The following is a 15020-nucleotide window of genomic DNA, read 5'->3' as shown; positions in this document are numbered from 1 at the left end:
CCCTCCATCACCTGCGCGAGTTTGCCCCAGCGGGTGATGTCCTGAAACTTCTGCGGATCGAGCGTGTCGAGAGAGACATTGACCCGCCGGATACCGCAATCCGCCAGCTCCTTCGCGAACCGCTTGAGCTGCGAGCCATTGGTGGTCAGCGTCAGTTCCTTCAACGCGCCGCTGTCCAGATGCCGCGACATGGCGCGGAAGAAGGTCAGGATATCGCGGCGGACCAGCGGTTCGCCCCCGGTCAAGCGCAGCTTGGTCACCCCCCGGGAGATGAAGCCCAGCGCCAGCCGGTGCAGTTCCTCCAGGCTCAGCACATCCTTGCGCGGCAGGAACTGCTGTTGTTCGGGCATGCAATAGGCGCAGCGCAGATCGCAGCGGTCGGTCACCGACAGGCGCAGGTAGCTTATCCGCCGCTGGAACTGATCAACCAGGTTCATGCCGCAGAGCTTACCACAGCGCCGGCCCCCGCGCTATCGAGCGGAAGGTACTGACCGGTAATACCGCCCGCTGCGCCGAGATATTCGAGCGCCGCGGCAATTCCCGCTGGATCATCGGAGGCCACGGCATTGACCCGCCGGGGCGCATGCTCGCGCGCCAGCATCTGCACTGCGGCCAGCCGCCAACCGACGTGCGTGTGATCCGCGGGGCCGAAGACCAGCGTCAGATCGCCGCCATCCAGCGCCGCCTGCGCCCGGCCCAGCCAGTCGCCATGAAACGCCGCTGCCGCCGCGCTGGGCAGATCGGGCAGCCCGGTCACATCGATCCGCTGCATCAGCGCCGCTCGCGGGTGAGCGTGATGCCGATTTCCTCGCCGTTCTCGCTGATCGCCAGCTTGACGATCTTGACCGTCACCGCCAGCACGCGGTCATCCTGCACGAACAGCGTCTCGCAGACGTGATCGGCAACGGCTTCGATCAGCTTGAAATGGACGCCTTCGGGCAGCGCCTGCGAGGCGGCGAACTTCAGGTCCATGTAGTTCTTGCTGGTATCGAGCGGCGTATCGGGTGCGTAATGCGGCGCGGCCTTGAGCTGGACCGTTATTGTAAAGCGCAGCGGCTGCGGGCGGCCGGTCTCTTCCGAATAGATGCCGGTCAGGACATCGTGCTCGAAATTGGCGACTTCGAGGATCAGGCTGTCGGCCATGGCTATCCGTTGCTCCAGCGGGCGAAAATCGCGGTGGGAAGAAGGCGGCTATCGGCCCCGATCTCACGCACCGCAAGGTCGCCGTGTTCGATCCTGCCGGGCAGGTCCTGAAAAATCTCGTCCATCAGGCCGGCTAATGCCAGCGAGCTCATCCGTACGGCATAGACCGTGAGGAACAGGAACCGGCTTTCAGCGTCGAGCAGACGGCGGCAATCGGCGAGCAGGCCGGGCAGACCATCCTCGATCCGCCAGACCTCGCCCTCGGGTCCGCGCCCGAATTTGGGGGGATCGAGGATGATCCCGTCATAGCGTTTGCCGCGCCGCGCTTCGCGCGCGGCAAACTTGGCCGCATCGTCGACGATCCAGCGGATCGGGCGCTGCTCCATACCGGAAAGCGCAGCGTTCTCGCGGGCCTGCGCGACCGATTTCTTGCTGGCATCGACATGGGTGACCGGGCCGTAGTCCGACAGTGCGAGCGTGCCGACGCCGGTGTAGCCGAACAGGTTCATCGTCTGGGCATCGCTGCGGCCGGCCAGCCGTTCCCCCATCCAGTCCCACACCGGAGCCATGTCCGGGAAGAAGCCGAGATGGCGGAACGGGGTGCAGCTGGCGGTGAACTTCACATCGCCGCGGGCCAGGGTCCAGCCATCGCGCGGCACCGGCCGGGTGCCATAGGCCCAGCGCCCGCCGCCGTCTTCGTCCGATCCGGGAACGAATTCGCCATCGGCTTCCCAGCGTTCCAGCCGCGGAGTCCACATCGCCTGCGGCTCAGGGCGGATGAAGCTGTAGGGGCCATAGCTCTCATACTTGCGGCCATGCCCGCAATCGACCAGGCTGTAATCGGCCCAGCCGGTGCCGGTCATCACGACCGGCTGCTCGACCAGTTCAGCCACGCGCCACCGCGTGCGCCGCGACGTAATCGGCAATCGCCGCATAGTCGCCGGCCAGTTCGACCAGCCGCTCCTCGCGTTCGAACAGATCGCCGATCCGGGCCGGCAGGCTTGGCCGCTGGCCGGTTGCGCGTTCCACCGCGTCGCGGAACTTGGCCGGATGGGCGGTGGCCAGAGTCACCACCGGCACTTCGCGCGGCAGGCCCGCCGTCTGTGCGGCGTGGAGCCCGATCGCGGTATGCGGATCGAGCAGTTCGCCGCAATGCTCATGCGCCCAACGGATCGCCTGCGCCATATCGTTCGCATCGGCGCGGGCCGAGCTGAACAGCCGCGCTGCGCCTTCGCGCTGCTGGTTGGTCAGCTGCATCGCCTTGGTCGCCTCGAAGCCCGCCATCTGCGCCGCCAGCGCCGCGCCGTCGCGTCCGCCGAGATCGAACAGCAAGCGTTCGAAATTGGACGAGACCTGGATATCCATCGAGGGTGCCGCCGTCGGCGTGACGGTTCCGGCCGAATAGTCCCCGGTCGAGAGCGCGCGGTGCAGGATGTCGTTGACGTTGGTGGCGACGATCAGCTTGGCGACCGGCAGACCCATCTGCGCCGCGACATAGCCAGCAAAGACATCGCCGAAGTTGCCGGTCGGCACGGCAAAGGCCACTTCGCGCTCGGGAGCGCCAAGTTGCAGCGCGCTGGCGAAGTAATAGACCACCTGCGCCATCAGCCGCGCCCAGTTGATCGAGTTGACCGCGCCAATCGCGAAGCGGCTGGTCATCGCGGTGTCGTTGAACATCCGCTTCACCATCGCCTGGGCATCGTCGAAATTACCCTCGATCGCGATGTTGTGGACGTTGGGGGCCAGCACCGTGGTCATCTGGCGGCGCTGGACGTCGGATACGCGGCCCTTGGGGTGCAGCATGAAGATATCGACCCGCGCGCGGCCCGCCACGGCATCGATCGCCGCCGATCCGGTATCGCCCGAAGTGGCGCCGACGATGGTCAGCGGATCGCCGCCGCGTGAGAGGAACTCCTCGAACAGCAGACCCAGCAGTTGCAGCGCCACGTCCTTGAAGGCCAAGGTCGGGCCATGGAACAGTTCGAGCAGCCAGTGCTGTTCATCCAGCTGCTTGAGCGGCGTGACCGCCTGGTGCGCGAAGCGGCCATAGGCCTGGGCGGTCAGCTCGCGCAGCCGCTCGGGGCTGAGGCTGTCGCCAACGAAGGGCTGCATGATCCGCGCGGCCAGCTCGGCATAAGGCAGGCCGGCCATGGCCGCGATTTCCTCTTTCGAGAAGCCCGGCCATTCGCGCGGCACATAGAGCCCGCCGTCGCTGGCCAGCCCCGCCAGCGTCGCGCCTTCGAAATCGAGCGCCGGAGCGCTGCCACGGGTGCTGACATATTCCATTGGCCCGCGCGTTAGCGCCGCCGCGCGCAATTGGAAACCCCGAAGCCTCGCGCAGGCTTATCGAAAATTGCTATGCCGCGCTCCACCGCTTGCGCAACGCCAGGCCATAGATCACCAGCGCCACTCCGGCGAACAGGAACCACTGGATCGCGTAGGACCAGTGGTTGTTGGGGATTTCACTGGGGTCCGGCCGGGCATTGGGTTGAAGTCCGGCCAGCGGCGGATCGGCAAGAATATGCCATTGCTGCCGATCGGACATGCTCTCGGGAACGACAATTCCGGTGATCGCGCCACCAGACCATTGCACCGGTGCCGGTGCGCTGGACCATCCCCCGGTCACATCGACTTTCCCGCTCCGCCCCGAAGGCGCGCGGTAGCTGCATGAAAACACGTGGACCCAGCCCGAGGTACCATCGGCGTTGCGACCTGCCTTGGGTCGGTCGGCACCACCCGCGTAACAAACGACGCGCACCGGGGCATAGGCTTCGGGATAGTCGATCAGCTGGTCCCGGCTCATGTCAAACCCGGCGGGCGACTGAGCCAGGGCCGCCTCGAAGTTCGCCAGCATGGCATCCTTCTGATGCATCCGGTCGATCTGCCAGAACCCTAGTCGCACCATCACGAGGACTGCCGCGAGCACGACCAGCGTGGGCAACAGGGGCAAGCGCTTGCGCATCAATCCTTCCGAACGTCCCCGCCGCCGGCCTCGCTGGCGCGGCGCTGGTATTCGGCGGCGAGCAAGGCAGCCTTGCTGACCCTGAGGCCCCACAGCGTGGTCACTGCAACGAACGGGATCCACAGCACCGCGTGGAGCCACAGCGGCGGATGGAACGTCACTTCGACCCAGAAGGCCAGGCCGACCACCAGCGCGCCGATCACCATGGTCAGGAAGGCGGCCGGTCCATCGCCGACGTTGAAGCGGGTGTAATCGAGCCCGCAGGCTTTGCAGGCCGAGGCGAACTGTGCCGCGCCCACGAACAGGCCCTTCGCGCCGCACTGCGGGCAGAGACCGAAAAGGGCAGCCGCGGGGATCCCGGGCTGCCCTTTCGTTTCAGGCTTGTCGCCCGTCATGATCAGTGGACCGCGTGACCCCACCCGCCCCAGACATAGACCGCGACGAACAGGAACAGCCACACGACGTCGACGAAGTGCCAGTACCAAGCCGCCGCTTCGAAGCCGAAGTGCTGCTTGGGAGTGAAATCGCCGTTGTAGGCGCGCTTGAGGCAGACGATCAGGAAGATCGTGCCGACCAGCACGTGGAACCCGTGGAACCCGGTCGCCATGTAGAAGGCCGAGCTGTAGGTGTTGCCGCCAAAGGCGAACGGCGCATGGGCATATTCATAGGCCTGGATCGCGCTGAACAGCGTGCCGAGAATTATCGTCGCCCACAGGCCCTTCTTCAGCCCGTCACGGTCACCATGGATCAGGCTGTGGTGCGCCCAGGTGACCGTGGTGCCCGAGCACAGCAGGATCAGGGTATTGAGCAGCGGCAGATCGAACGGGTTCATCACCGCTTCGATCGCCTTCGACGGGAACACTCCGCCGGTCACTTCGGACAAGGCGTTGGGAAACAGCGAAAAGTCGAAGAAGGCCCAGAACCAGCCAACGAAGAACATCACTTCCGAAGCGATGAAGGTGATCATGCCATAGCGCAGGTGCAGCTGCACGACCGGGGTGTGGTGGCCCTGATGCGCTTCACGCACGACCTTCGTCCACCACATGAACATGGTGGCGATCACGCCGAAGAAGCCGAGCAGCAGCACGTACTTGCCGATGCCGCCAGCCCATTCCGGGTGCATCGCCATCACGCCGCCGCTGGTCATGGTGACCGCGGACATCGAGCCGATGAACGGCATATAGTCCGGATCGAGGATGTGGTATTGATGGTTGGTGCTACCGGCCATGGTGCTTGTCTTCCCTGTCAAACCTTTGCCGGGCGGCGCTTCCGCCCCCCTGAAATCTCACCGCCCTTATCGCGTGGCTCGCACCGGGTCCAGCCCATTTGCGGCCACTTTCCCCGCAGCGCTTTGATCGGCCGCGGGGTGGAAGGTGTAGCTGAGCGTGATCTGCTTGATCCGCGATGCTTCCGGGTCCTTCAGGATCGCCGGATCGACGTAATACTGCACCGGCATCTCAACCTTTTCACCGGGCTTCAGCGTCTGCTGGTTGAAGCAGAAGCAGTGAACCTTCTTGAAATAGAGCCCCGCCATATCGGGCGAAACGTTGAAGCTGGCCACCCCGGTGATCGGTTTGTCCGAAAGGTTTTCGGCGGTGTAGAATGCCATCTTGCGGCTGCCGATCGCCATTTCCTGGGTGACCTGCGCAGGTTCGAACTTCCACGGCAACGACGAATCAGTGTTCGCGTCGAACCGCACCGAGATTCGCGCCGCGCCCACGGCAACTGCCTCCGCTTCGGCCGCGCTCGCGCGCTGGGTTGTGCCGCCATAACCGGTCACCCGGCAAAACAGATCGTACAGCGGCACGGCGGCGAAACCGAGCCCGAGCATCGCCAAGGCGCCGAGCGAAGCGAAAAAGGCGGTGCGGCGCTTGCCGGATTCCAGAGCAGCGAGGCTGGCCATGGCTCAGCCCATCTTGGCGATGGTGATAAAGAAGAACAGCACCACCAGACCCAGCAGCACCAGCGCCAGCGCGCGGTTGCGCCCGGCGATGATGCGCTTGCGCTCGGCTTGCGGGTCTTGGTCTTGCAGGGCCATTTGGATCATCCAACCAGAAAACGGTCCGCCACCAGCATGGCGAACAGGGCAAAGAGATAGAGCACCGAAAAGCCGAACAGGCGCTTTTCGGGGCGCATGTCGCCATCCGCAGCGCCGCCACGGAACACCGCGACGCGCAGCGACAACAACAGGAATGCGGCCGATAGCAGCAGCGCGCTCAGCCCATAGAGCCAGCCCGCTACCCCCAGCCAGAACGGCGCCATGCTGATCGGCAGCATCAGCACCGAATAGACCAGGATCTGCCGGCGGGTGGACTGGTGTCCGGCCACAACCGGCATCATCGGGATCCCGGCCTTGGCATAGTCGGTCTCGACAAACAGGGCGAGTGCCCAAAAGTGCGGCGGGGTCCAGAAGAAGATGATCGCGAACAGCAGGACCGGCATCAGCGTGACTTCGCCGGTTGCCGCGATCCACCCGATCATCGGCGGAAAGGCCCCGGCCCCGCCACCGATCACGATGTTCTGCGGGGTGCGCGGCTTGAGCCAGATGGTGTAGATCACCGCATAGTAGAAGATCGAAAAGGCCAGGATCGCGGCGGCGAGCCAGCCGACCGCCAGGCCCATTACCAGCACCGAGCCGACCGACAGCGCCACGCCGAAATCGCGCGCCGAAGTGCGCTCCATCCGGCCAGCCGGGAGCGGCCGCGAAGCGGTACGCTTCATCAGCCCATCAAGATCGGCTTCCCACCACTGGTTAAGCGCGGCGCTGCCGCCCGCCCCCACCGCGATGCACAGGATCGCGACGAACCCGATCACCGGATTGACCGCGACCGGCGCCGCCAGCATTCCGCACAGCCCGGTGAAGATCACCAGGCTCATCACTCGCGGCTTGGTCAGCGACAGAAAATCGCGCCAGTCGGCGGGCAAGGGAATCGGTTGGGCGGGGGCGGTGCTCATGGCTGAGCGCGCTATAGGCGCAGGCTACAACCGCTTCAACCAATCGATGAGCAGCGTATTCACTTCTGCCGGCCGCTCCTGCTGGGTCCAGTGCCCGACGCCGTCGAGGACGTGGCCTTCGACCCTGGGCGCGAACATCCGCATCATCGCGACGGGATCTACCACTGCCCCGAACAGCGTGGTCGCCGGATCGCGGCTCCCGCCGATGAACAGGCAGGGCTGCTCAAGCTGCTTGCCTTGCCAGGGTTTGAGCCATTCATAGTCGCGCTCGTGATTGCGATAGCGGTTGAGCGGTCCGCGAAAGCCGGAGGCCTTGAATTCGCCCTCGTAATAATCGAGGTCGGCTTCGCTCAGCCAGGGGACCGGCTGCGGATCGGGCAGGCCCTGCAGGAAGGTCGCGCCGGCGGGCTTGCTCCAGTAATCGCCCGGAGCCACGTCGCCCGAGATCGAGTACATCATCCGCGCCACGAAATCGCGCGGGTCCCTCTCGGCCTCGGCCTCGGCCACCCCGGGCTCCTGGAAATACTCCTGGTAGAAGAACCGGCCTTGGCTGGTGAAATGCTCGCGGAATATCTCGGTAAAGGGCCGCAGCGGCGCGCCTGCAAACGGCACCGAGAGGCCGGCGACAGCGCGGATCCGCTGGGGATTGGTAAAGGCCGTGTTCCAGACGATCGGCGCGCCCCAATCATGCCCGATCAGCACAACCGGATCATCGGGCGAAAGCGCATCGGCCAGCCCGATCAGGTCACCGGCGATCGCCTGCAGGGTATAGGCCTCAACCGGGTGCGGCTTGTCCGACCCGCCATAGCCGCGCACGTCGATTGCGCAGGCGGTAAACCCCGCTGCAGCCACCGGGGCAAGCTGGTGCCGCCACGAATACCAGCTCTCCGGAAAGCCATGAACCATGATCGCGAGCGGACCGCTGCCCTCGATGGCGCAGCGCAGGGTAACATCGCCGGTATCGATCTGGCGGAATTCGGGCATCTGGATTCTCCCGCCGCGCAGCTGGCGGCCTTTGGCCCCCCCTCCCGCCTGCGGGAGGGGGCGTTGGGAGTCACGTGCCCCCCAACGCGGGAGGGTATGTTACCCACGTTCAAATGCAAAGGGGAGGGAACAAGCCCTCCCCCAGCCCCTCCCGCGAGCGGGAGGGGAGTTTGCTGAGTCCGCCCCTGCGGGCTGACAATTCTCAGTGATGATCCTTGTCGTCGATCACCGGCAGGGTTTCGAACTGGTGGAACGGCGGCGGGCTCGACAGGGTCCATTCGAGCGTGGTCGCGCCTTCGCCCCAGTAATTGCCTTCCGCCTTCTTGCCCATGGTGAAGGCATAGATGATGTTGAGGAAGAACAGCCCGACCGACACCAGCGTCACAGCGTAACCCCACGAAGACAGGGTGTTCCAGTACTCATAGGCCGGGGCATAGTCCGGATAGCGGCGCGGCATGCCCTGCATCCCCAGGAAGTGCTGCGGGAAGAAGATCATGTTCACGCCGACGAAGAACACCGCAAAGTGCAGGTACGACAGCGCTTCGGAATGCCAGCGACCGCTCATCTTCGGGAACCAGTAATAGAAGCCCGCGAACAGGCCGGTCACCGCGCCGAGGCTGAGCACGTAGTGGAAGTGCGCCACCACATAGTAGGTGTCGTGCAGGTTGTCGTCGATCCCGCCGTTGGCCAGGACCACGCCGGTCACGCCGCCGACGGTGAACAGGAAGATGAAACCCAGCGCCCAGACCAGCGGGCTGCGGAATTCCAGGCTGCCGCCCCACATCGTGGCGATCCAGCTGAAGATCTTGATACCGGTCGGCACCGCGATCACCATGGTCGCCAGGGTGAAGTAGAGCTTGGTGTTTACCGACATGCCGGTGGTGTACATGTGGTGCGCCCAGACGACGAACCCGACCACGCCGATCGCGACCATGGCATAGGCCATGCCGAGGTAGCCGAACACCGGCTTCTTCGAGAAGGTCGAGACGATCTGGCTGATGATGCCGAAGGCCGGCAGGATCATGATGTAGACTTCGGGGTGGCCGAAGAACCAGAACAGGTGCTGGTAAAGCACCGGATCGCCGCCGCCCTTGGCATCATAGAAGGTGGTGCCAAAGTTGCGGTCGGTAATCAGCATGGTGATCGCCGCGGCCAGCACCGGCAGCGCCAGCAGCAGCAGGAACGCGGTGACCAGCACCGACCAGACGAACAGCGGCATGCGGTGCAGGGTCATCCCCGGCGCGCGCATGTTGAAGATCGTGGTGATGAAGTTGATCGCGCCCATGATCGACGCCGCACCGGCTAGGTGCAGCGAGAAGATCGCAAAGTCGGTCGCCGGGCCCTTCGAGCCCGAGGTCGAGAGCGGGGCATAGGCGGTCCAGCCGATCCCCGCGCCGTTGCCGGTGGCATCGCCGGGGACTACCGCCGAAAGCATCAGCGAGATGAAGCCGGCAACGGTCAGCCAGAACGAGATGTTGTTCATCCGCGGGAAGGCCATGTCGGGCGCGCCGATCATCAGCGGCACAAACCAGTTGCCGAAGCCCCCGATGATCGCCGGCATGACCAGGAAGAACACCATGATCAGGCCGTGCGCGGTGATCAGGACGTTCCACAGGTGCAGCTGCGAATCGAAGTTGGCGTTCGGTTCGCCAAGCAGCGAGGCCACGGTGCCGAGATACTGGATCCCCGGATGAGCCAGCTCGAGCCGCATGATCCCCGAAATCCCGCCGCCGATAACGCCGGCGAAGATCGCGAAGATTAGGTACAGCGTCCCGATGTCCTTGTGGTTGGTCGACATGAACCAGCGGGCGAAAAACGCCGGCTTGTGATCATGATCGTGGTGGGCGTCATCGGCGTGAGCCTGGAACTGGTCGGCGGTGGTAGCCATGTCAGCGAACCTTCTGTTCGAATTATTCTAAGGGGCTCAGGCGGCGGGCTTGGCCGCGGGAGCGGCAGCATCGGCAGCGGCGGGAGCTTCAGGCGCCCCGTCGATCTTGCCGCCCTGTTCAAGCACCCAGCGGTTGAACTCGTCACGCGGCAGCGCTTCGATCGCGATCGGCATATAGCCGTGGCGGGCGCCGCACAGTTCCGAGCACTGGCCGTAATAGACGCCCGGCTCGTTGATGGTCAGGGTCTTTTCGTTGATCTTGCCCGGGACCGCGTCGATCTTGAACCACAGCGAAGGCACCGCAAACGAGTGGATCACGTCGGCGCCGATCACCTGCATCCGGATCGGCTCACCCGCCGGAACGACCATGCGGTAGTCAGCGGCCAGCTGCGAGGGCTCACCGGCGGCGAGCGCCTTGTCATGCGGCAGCATGTTCGAAATCACCTCGATATCGCCGTTATCGGGATACTTGTAGGTCCAGTACCACTGGTTGCCGGTGGCCTTGACTGTCAGCGCCTTTTCCGGAGCTGGCTGGAACTGCTTGTTGATCAGCGCCACCGAGGGAACCGAGATGCCGACCAGGATCAGGATCGGGATCCCGGTCCACAGCACTTCGAGCAAGGTGTTGTGCGCGGTCTTCGACGGCACCGGATTGGCCCGGCGGTTGAAGCGCGCGATGACATAGAGCAGCAGGAACAGGACCAGCAGCGAGATCGCGAAGATCACAGGCAGCAGGATCGCCTGGTGCATCTGCAGCGCCTGCTTGCCGCTGTCGGAATACTGATCCTGGAACATGATCCCGCCGGGGGTCGGCATGCCCTTGCCTTCGGTCGGCTTCATCGGGACATATTTGCCCGGAGCAACCTTGAACTTGGGATCGTTGGGATCGATTGCCGGGCCAGCTGGTGCGGGTGCTGCAACCGCAGTGACCGGCGCCGCAGCGGCAGCATCGGTCGCCGTGGCGGCGGCCGCGTCAGCCTTTTCAGCGGTCGGAGCCGCCGGAGCGGCGGCAGTGGCCAGTGCCGGCGCGGCGAACAGTGCCAGCGACAGCCCGATGGCCTGAATCGCGCGTCCCGCGGTGCGGGCAGTCTTGCCGAATGTCATCGTCCCTCTTGCTCTTGCTATCTGTCCCGGCCGGTCGAGGCCCTGAAGAACGCCCCTTCCCGCCCCCTTGGGAGTTTCGGATTCCCCGGGCCTATACGCGCGCTTTACGGGCACCTCAAGCGCCTCTAGGGGAAATTTTGACACAGGGTGCGAAGCGCTATTCGCCGCCCGCCCGAATCAACAGGAAAGGCACGTCGCGAAATGCAGGATGAAGAGGTTCTGGCGGAGTTCCGCGCCAGCAAGGCCTTGCTCGAAGGCCATTTCCTGCTCAGCTCCGGTCGCCACAGCGCCCATTACCTGCAATGTGCGCGGGTTCTGATGGATCCGATGCAGGCCAGCCGCCTCGCTGCAGCCCTCGCCGCGCGAATCCCCCGCGAACTGCGCAAGGACATCGCCAAGGTCGTTTCCCCGGCCATGGGCGGGGTGATTATCGGCCACGAAATGGGCCGCGCGCTGGGAGTCGAGGCGATGTTCGTCGAACGCCCCACCGGCACCTTCGAACTGCGCCGCGGCTTCGCGCTGGAACCGGGCGAGAAGGTGCTGATGGTCGAGGATGTCGTCACCACCGGCCTGTCCGGACGCGAAGCGATCGTCGCCATCAACGAAGCCGGCGGCGATGTGATCGCCGCAGCGGCACTGGTCGATCGCTCTGCCGGGTCGGTCGACATGGGGGTTCCGTTCTTCCCGCTGATCGCCTTGAACTTCCCCACCTATGATCCAGCCGAACTTCCCCAAGAACTCGCCGGAAGCGAAGCCGTGAAGCCGGGGAGCCGCGCCAAGCCGTGACCCGCCGACTTCGCCCCAATTTGCTAAGGCTAGGCGTGAACATCGATCACGTTGCGACGATCCGCAACGCGCGCGGCGGGGATCATCCCGATCCGGTCCGCGCGGCCGAGATCGTTGCGGCCTGCGGCGGCGACGGCATCACCGCGCACCTGCGCGAAGACCGCCGCCATATCCGTGACGAGGACCTCGCCCGGATCCAGGCCGCAACCGACCTGCCGCTCAACCTCGAAATGGCCGCGACCGAGGAAATGCTGGCGATCGCGCTGCGCCACAAACCGCACGCCGCCTGCATCGTCCCCGAACGGCGCGAGGAGCGCACCACCGAGGGTGGGCTCGATGCCGCCGGACAGCACAACCGGCTTTACCCGATGGTCCAGCGCCTCAGCGACGCCGGGATCCGCGTCAGCCTGTTCATCGCTCCGGACGAACGCCAGATCGAAGCGGCGATGATGCTGAAAGCACCGGTTGTGGAACTCCACACCGGCGAATATGCGCACGCCACGGGCGACGCCGTTGCCCACGAACTCCGCCGCCTGACCGACATGGCCGCGCTCGCCGCCAAGAACGGGATCGAACCTCACGCCGGCCACGGGCTGACTTACGAAAACGTCCAGCCGGTCGCCGCGATCCCGCAACTGGCTGAGCTCAACATTGGCCACTACCTGATCGGCGAGGCAATCTTCTGCGGGCTGGAGCCGGCGGTGCTGCGGATGCGCGAACTGATGGACGCGGCGCGCCCTTCGACAAACTCAGGGTGATCGGATGATCCTCGCCATCGGCTCAGACCTCTGCAACATCGAGCGAATCCAGAACTCGCTGACCCGTTGGGGCGAGAAGTTCGAGAACCGGGTGTTCACCGAAGTCGAGCGCGCCAAGGCGGCGGGGCGCCCGTTCACCAAGGCCGGGACCCTGGCCAAGCGCTTTGCCGCCAAGGAGGCGTTCTCCAAGGCAGTCGGCACCGGGTTCAAGGCCGGGGTGTTCATGAAGGACATCGGCGTGGTCAACATGCGCTCCGGCGCCCCCACCCTGCAACTCACCGGCGGCGCTGCTGCCCGGCTTGCCGCGATCACGCCCGAGGGGCATGAGGCGGTGATCCATCTGACGTTAACGGACGACCACCCATGGGCCCAGGCCTTCGTGGTAATCGAGGCCCGCGCATTGTGACCGAAGTGAATTCCGAAATTCTCACCCCCGAAGCCGAAGCACCTGCCGCGCAAGACCTGCCTGCGGCGGACGAGCCTGCTGCCCCGCACAAGGACCGGATCGACTGGATCGGCGAAATCCGCGGTCTGGCGCTGATGCTGCTGGCGGTCCTCGCTTTCCACAGCTTCATCGCCAAGCCATTCTATATCCCCTCGATCTCGATGATGCCCAACCTGCTGGTCGGGGACCGGCTGGTCGTTTCCAAGTTCCCCTATGGCTGGAACTGGGCGTCGGCCAGCTTTCACGTGCTGCCGCGCGGGACCTGGCGGGCACTGCCCGGCACGCCCGACTATGGCGACATCGTGATTGTCGTGCCGCGCAACCGCAACGACGATCTGATCAAGCGCGTGGTCGCCCTGCCGGGAGACCGGATCGCGGTAGTGAATGGCCAGATCGTGCTCAACGGCAAGCCGGTGCCGCAGCAAGTCGAACCCGATCTGCAGATCCCGGCCGATCCGCAGCTGATGTGCGGAGATCGCAAACCGGCCTATTACTGCTATAGCGATTTCGAGATGTACCGTACCAAGCTGCCCTCGGGCCGCGAGGTGCTTGAGGTGCCGACGCTGCGCGAAGTGATGCCCAATGGCGCGACATATCTGATCATCAAGGACCGCAACGACTTCACGGTCGACAACTTTGCCGAAATCACCGTGCCGGCCGGCCATGTCTTCCTGATGGGCGACAACCGCAACCATTCGGCCGACAGCCGGGTACCGATAATGGCCGACGGACTGGGCGGCCCGGTGCCGCTCTCGGATGTTGGCGGGCGGGCCGAATTCGTTACCTTCTCGCTTGACGGCAGCCAGACCTGGAACCCGTTGACCTGGTGGCGCGCCTTGCGTTCCGGACGATCCTGGACCAGCCTGCGCCCTGTTCACCTGACTGAGGACAAGTGATGGCCGAATCCACCGCCAAGCCGCCCCGTCCGCGCCGCGTCGCCAAAGCCAAGATCCCGCCGCTGGTCGATCTGCACGCCGGGCCGACCGACATTTCCGACACGCTGATCCGGACCGAAGCCAAAAAGGCGGCGGTATGGATCGGCATGGCCGCGCTGCTGGGGCTGGCGATTTTCCTCGCCCAGCCACTGCTGGTGATTTTCGGCGGCATGGTCTTTGCCGCAATGATTGATGGCGGCGCGCGCCTGCTCGGCCGGGTCCTGCCGATCGCGCGGGGCTGGCGGGTGACCATCGTTCTGCTGCTGACGCTGGCCTTTATCAGCTGGACCGCGATGTTCACCGGCAGTCAGATCGCCGCCCAGGCCGCACAGTTGCCCGGGATCGTCGAAGCCCAGACCCTGCGCGTGCTGGAATGGCTCCGCGGCCACGGGGTCCAGTTCGATATGCAATCGGCCGAAGGGCTGATCGACAAGGTGGTCGGCGGCGTTGGCCAGATCACAAGTGCAGTCGGCGGCGTGATCGGCGGTTTGACCACCGCGTTCCTGATCGCGGTCATGGCGATCTATTTCGCAGCCGAACCGCAGCTGTACCGGCGCGGCTTTGCCTGGCTGCTGCCGCAGGGCCAGCGCGCCCACTTCGAAGGCACCGCGACGATCATGGGCCGGACTCTCCGGCGTCTGCTGGCCGGCCGCCTGCTCGGCATGGCGGTCGAGGGCGTGGCGACCTGGGCCTTGCTCGCCGCCTATGGCGTGCCGATGGCGGCCCTGCTCGGCTTGCTGACCGGACTGCTCGCCTTCCTGCCCAATATCGGTGCGCCGATTTCGGGCGCGCTGATGATCCTGGTCGGGTTTTCCGGCGGGGTCGACATGGGGATCTACTGCATCATCGTCTATGTCGTGGTCCAGGTGGTGGACGGCAACATCATCGTGCCGATGGTGGCCAAGCGCACGGCGGACCTGGCCCCCGCGCTGGTGCTGGGCGCGCAGCTGATCATGGGCGCTTTGTTCGGCCTGCTTGGCCTGATGCTGGCCGACCCGCTGGTGGCGATGCTCAAGGTCGCGCTCGAGCGGCAGTCGGAAAAGAACGAAAGCGCCTGAAC

19 protein-coding genes are annotated in these 15020 nt (G+C 65.1%); 5 read left to right on the top strand and 14 right to left on the bottom strand.

The window, feature by feature from the left end:
* The 14 genes from B2V17_RS10430 to coxB all read right to left on the bottom strand — a co-directional run.
* Positions 1-437, bottom strand: a 437-nt coding sequence (locus tag B2V17_RS10430; RefSeq protein WP_292997365.1) for a radical SAM protein, incomplete at its 3' end; no start/stop codon positions are given.
* Entirely contained in the window at positions 434-772 is a 339-nt protein-coding gene (locus B2V17_RS10425) for a Rossmann fold domain-containing protein (protein ID WP_292997363.1), read from the bottom strand. The genes B2V17_RS10425 and B2V17_RS10430, both read right to left, overlap by 4 nt.
* On the bottom strand, positions 772-1143 hold the full coding sequence (locus B2V17_RS10420; RefSeq protein ID WP_292997361.1) for a dihydroneopterin aldolase: 372 nt from the start codon (positions 1141-1143) through the stop codon (positions 772-774). Before B2V17_RS10420 ends, B2V17_RS10425 begins: the two co-directional genes overlap by 1 nt.
* 2 nt (positions 1144-1145) lie before the next feature.
* Entirely contained in the window at positions 1146-2036 is an 891-nt protein-coding gene (locus tag B2V17_RS10415) for a class I SAM-dependent methyltransferase (protein ID WP_292997359.1), read from the bottom strand.
* Entirely contained in the window at positions 2029-3429 is a 1401-nt protein-coding gene (gene thrC, locus B2V17_RS10410; RefSeq protein ID WP_292997357.1) for a threonine synthase, read from the bottom strand. Before thrC ends, B2V17_RS10415 begins: the two co-directional genes overlap by 8 nt.
* A gap of 70 nt (positions 3430-3499) precedes the next feature.
* Positions 3500-4105, bottom strand: coding sequence for an SURF1 family cytochrome oxidase biogenesis protein (locus B2V17_RS10405; RefSeq protein WP_292997355.1), 606 nt, complete (start codon positions 4103-4105; stop codon positions 3500-3502).
* Entirely contained in the window at positions 4105-4500 is a 396-nt protein-coding gene (locus B2V17_RS10400) for a DUF983 domain-containing protein (RefSeq protein WP_292997353.1), read from the bottom strand. The genes B2V17_RS10405 and B2V17_RS10400 overlap by 1 nt, the downstream gene beginning before the upstream one ends.
* 2 nt (positions 4501-4502) lie before the next feature.
* Positions 4503-5333, bottom strand: coding sequence for a cytochrome c oxidase subunit 3 (locus B2V17_RS10395; protein WP_292997351.1), 831 nt, complete (start codon positions 5331-5333; stop codon positions 4503-4505).
* Positions 5334-5399: 66 nt separating this feature from the next.
* A complete protein-coding gene (locus B2V17_RS10390) occupies positions 5400-6008 on the bottom strand; it encodes a cytochrome c oxidase assembly protein (RefSeq protein WP_292997349.1) in 609 nt (202 codons plus the stop codon).
* A 3-nt stretch (positions 6009-6011) separates the two neighbouring features.
* Positions 6012-6143, bottom strand: a complete 132-nt coding sequence (locus tag B2V17_RS10385; protein WP_292997347.1) for a hypothetical protein — start codon at positions 6141-6143, stop codon at positions 6012-6014.
* 5 nt (positions 6144-6148) lie between these two features.
* Positions 6149-7060, bottom strand: coding sequence for a heme o synthase (locus B2V17_RS10380; protein WP_292997345.1), 912 nt, complete (start codon positions 7058-7060; stop codon positions 6149-6151).
* 24 nt (positions 7061-7084) lie between these two features.
* Entirely contained in the window at positions 7085-8044 is a 960-nt protein-coding gene (locus tag B2V17_RS10375; RefSeq protein WP_292997343.1) for an alpha/beta fold hydrolase, read from the bottom strand.
* Between the two features lie 202 nt (positions 8045-8246).
* Entirely contained in the window at positions 8247-9932 is a 1686-nt protein-coding gene (ctaD, locus tag B2V17_RS10370; protein WP_292997341.1) for a cytochrome c oxidase subunit I, read from the bottom strand.
* A gap of 36 nt (positions 9933-9968) precedes the next feature.
* Positions 9969-11036 (bottom strand): cytochrome c oxidase subunit II, encoded by a 1068-nt coding sequence (gene coxB, locus B2V17_RS10365; RefSeq protein WP_292997339.1) that lies wholly within the window; start codon positions 11034-11036, stop codon positions 9969-9971.
* A 201-nt stretch (positions 11037-11237) separates the two neighbouring features.
* Between coxB and pyrE the strand changes: the two genes are divergently transcribed.
* Genes pyrE through B2V17_RS10340 form a run of 5 tightly spaced genes read left to right on the top strand, consistent with a single transcriptional unit; the run spans position 11238 to position 15018 of the window.
* Entirely contained in the window at positions 11238-11822 is a 585-nt protein-coding gene (gene pyrE, locus B2V17_RS10360) for an orotate phosphoribosyltransferase (protein ID WP_292997337.1), read from the top strand.
* Positions 11819-12580 (top strand): pyridoxine 5'-phosphate synthase, encoded by a 762-nt coding sequence (locus tag B2V17_RS10355; RefSeq protein WP_292997335.1) that lies wholly within the window; start codon positions 11819-11821, stop codon positions 12578-12580. Before pyrE ends, B2V17_RS10355 begins: the two co-directional genes overlap by 4 nt.
* Positions 12581-12584: 4 nt before the next feature.
* On the top strand, positions 12585-12986 hold the full coding sequence (gene acpS, locus B2V17_RS10350; RefSeq protein WP_292997333.1) for a holo-ACP synthase: 402 nt from the start codon (positions 12585-12587) through the stop codon (positions 12984-12986).
* On the top strand, positions 12983-13921 hold the full coding sequence (lepB, locus tag B2V17_RS10345; RefSeq protein ID WP_414690795.1) for a signal peptidase I: 939 nt from the start codon (positions 12983-12985) through the stop codon (positions 13919-13921). Before acpS ends, lepB begins: the two co-directional genes overlap by 4 nt.
* Positions 13921-15018 carry an AI-2E family transporter gene (locus B2V17_RS10340; RefSeq protein WP_292997331.1) on the top strand — a complete coding sequence of 366 codons (1098 nt, stop codon included), beginning with the start codon at positions 13921-13923 and terminating at the stop codon, positions 15016-15018. Before lepB ends, B2V17_RS10340 begins: the two co-directional genes overlap by 1 nt.
* Positions 15019-15020: the final 2 nt, after the last annotated feature.

The sequence above is a fragment of the Novosphingobium sp. UBA6272 genome (genome assembly GCF_002440635.1).
GTDB lineage: Bacteria > Pseudomonadota > Alphaproteobacteria > Sphingomonadales > Sphingomonadaceae > Novosphingobium.
The sequence above is the reverse complement of the archived record's forward strand: the minus strand, read 5'-3'. Positions and strand labels throughout refer to the sequence as shown.

Coding starts and splice junctions, on each gene's coding strand:
- B2V17_RS10425 (WP_292997363.1), bottom strand. CDS start 772: ATGCAGCGGATCGATGTGACCGGGCTGCCCGATCTGCCCAGCGCGGCG.
- B2V17_RS10420 (WP_292997361.1), bottom strand. CDS start 1,143: ATGGCCGACAGCCTGATCCTCGAAGTCGCCAATTTCGAGCACGATGTC.
- thrC (WP_292997357.1), bottom strand. CDS start 3,429: ATGGAATATGTCAGCACCCGTGGCAGCGCTCCGGCGCTCGATTTCGAA.
- B2V17_RS10405 (WP_292997355.1), bottom strand. CDS start 4,105: ATGCGCAAGCGCTTGCCCCTGTTGCCCACGCTGGTCGTGCTCGCGGCA.
- B2V17_RS10400 (WP_292997353.1), bottom strand. CDS start 4,500: ATGACGGGCGACAAGCCTGAAACGAAAGGGCAGCCCGGGATCCCCGCG.
- B2V17_RS10395 (WP_292997351.1), bottom strand. CDS start 5,333: ATGGCCGGTAGCACCAACCATCAATACCACATCCTCGATCCGGACTAT.
- B2V17_RS10390 (WP_292997349.1), bottom strand. CDS start 6,008: ATGGCCAGCCTCGCTGCTCTGGAATCCGGCAAGCGCCGCACCGCCTTT.
- B2V17_RS10385 (WP_292997347.1), bottom strand. CDS start 6,143: ATGGCCCTGCAAGACCAAGACCCGCAAGCCGAGCGCAAGCGCATCATC.
- B2V17_RS10380 (WP_292997345.1), bottom strand. CDS start 7,060: ATGAGCACCGCCCCCGCCCAACCGATTCCCTTGCCCGCCGACTGGCGC.
- B2V17_RS10375 (WP_292997343.1), bottom strand. CDS start 8,044: ATGCCCGAATTCCGCCAGATCGATACCGGCGATGTTACCCTGCGCTGC.
- ctaD (WP_292997341.1), bottom strand. CDS start 9,932: ATGGCTACCACCGCCGACCAGTTCCAGGCTCACGCCGATGACGCCCAC.
- coxB (WP_292997339.1), bottom strand. CDS start 11,036: ATGACATTCGGCAAGACTGCCCGCACCGCGGGACGCGCGATTCAGGCC.
- pyrE (WP_292997337.1), top strand. CDS start 11,238: ATGCAGGATGAAGAGGTTCTGGCGGAGTTCCGCGCCAGCAAGGCCTTG.
- acpS (WP_292997333.1), top strand. CDS start 12,585: ATGATCCTCGCCATCGGCTCAGACCTCTGCAACATCGAGCGAATCCAG.
- B2V17_RS10340 (WP_292997331.1), top strand. CDS start 13,921: ATGGCCGAATCCACCGCCAAGCCGCCCCGTCCGCGCCGCGTCGCCAAA.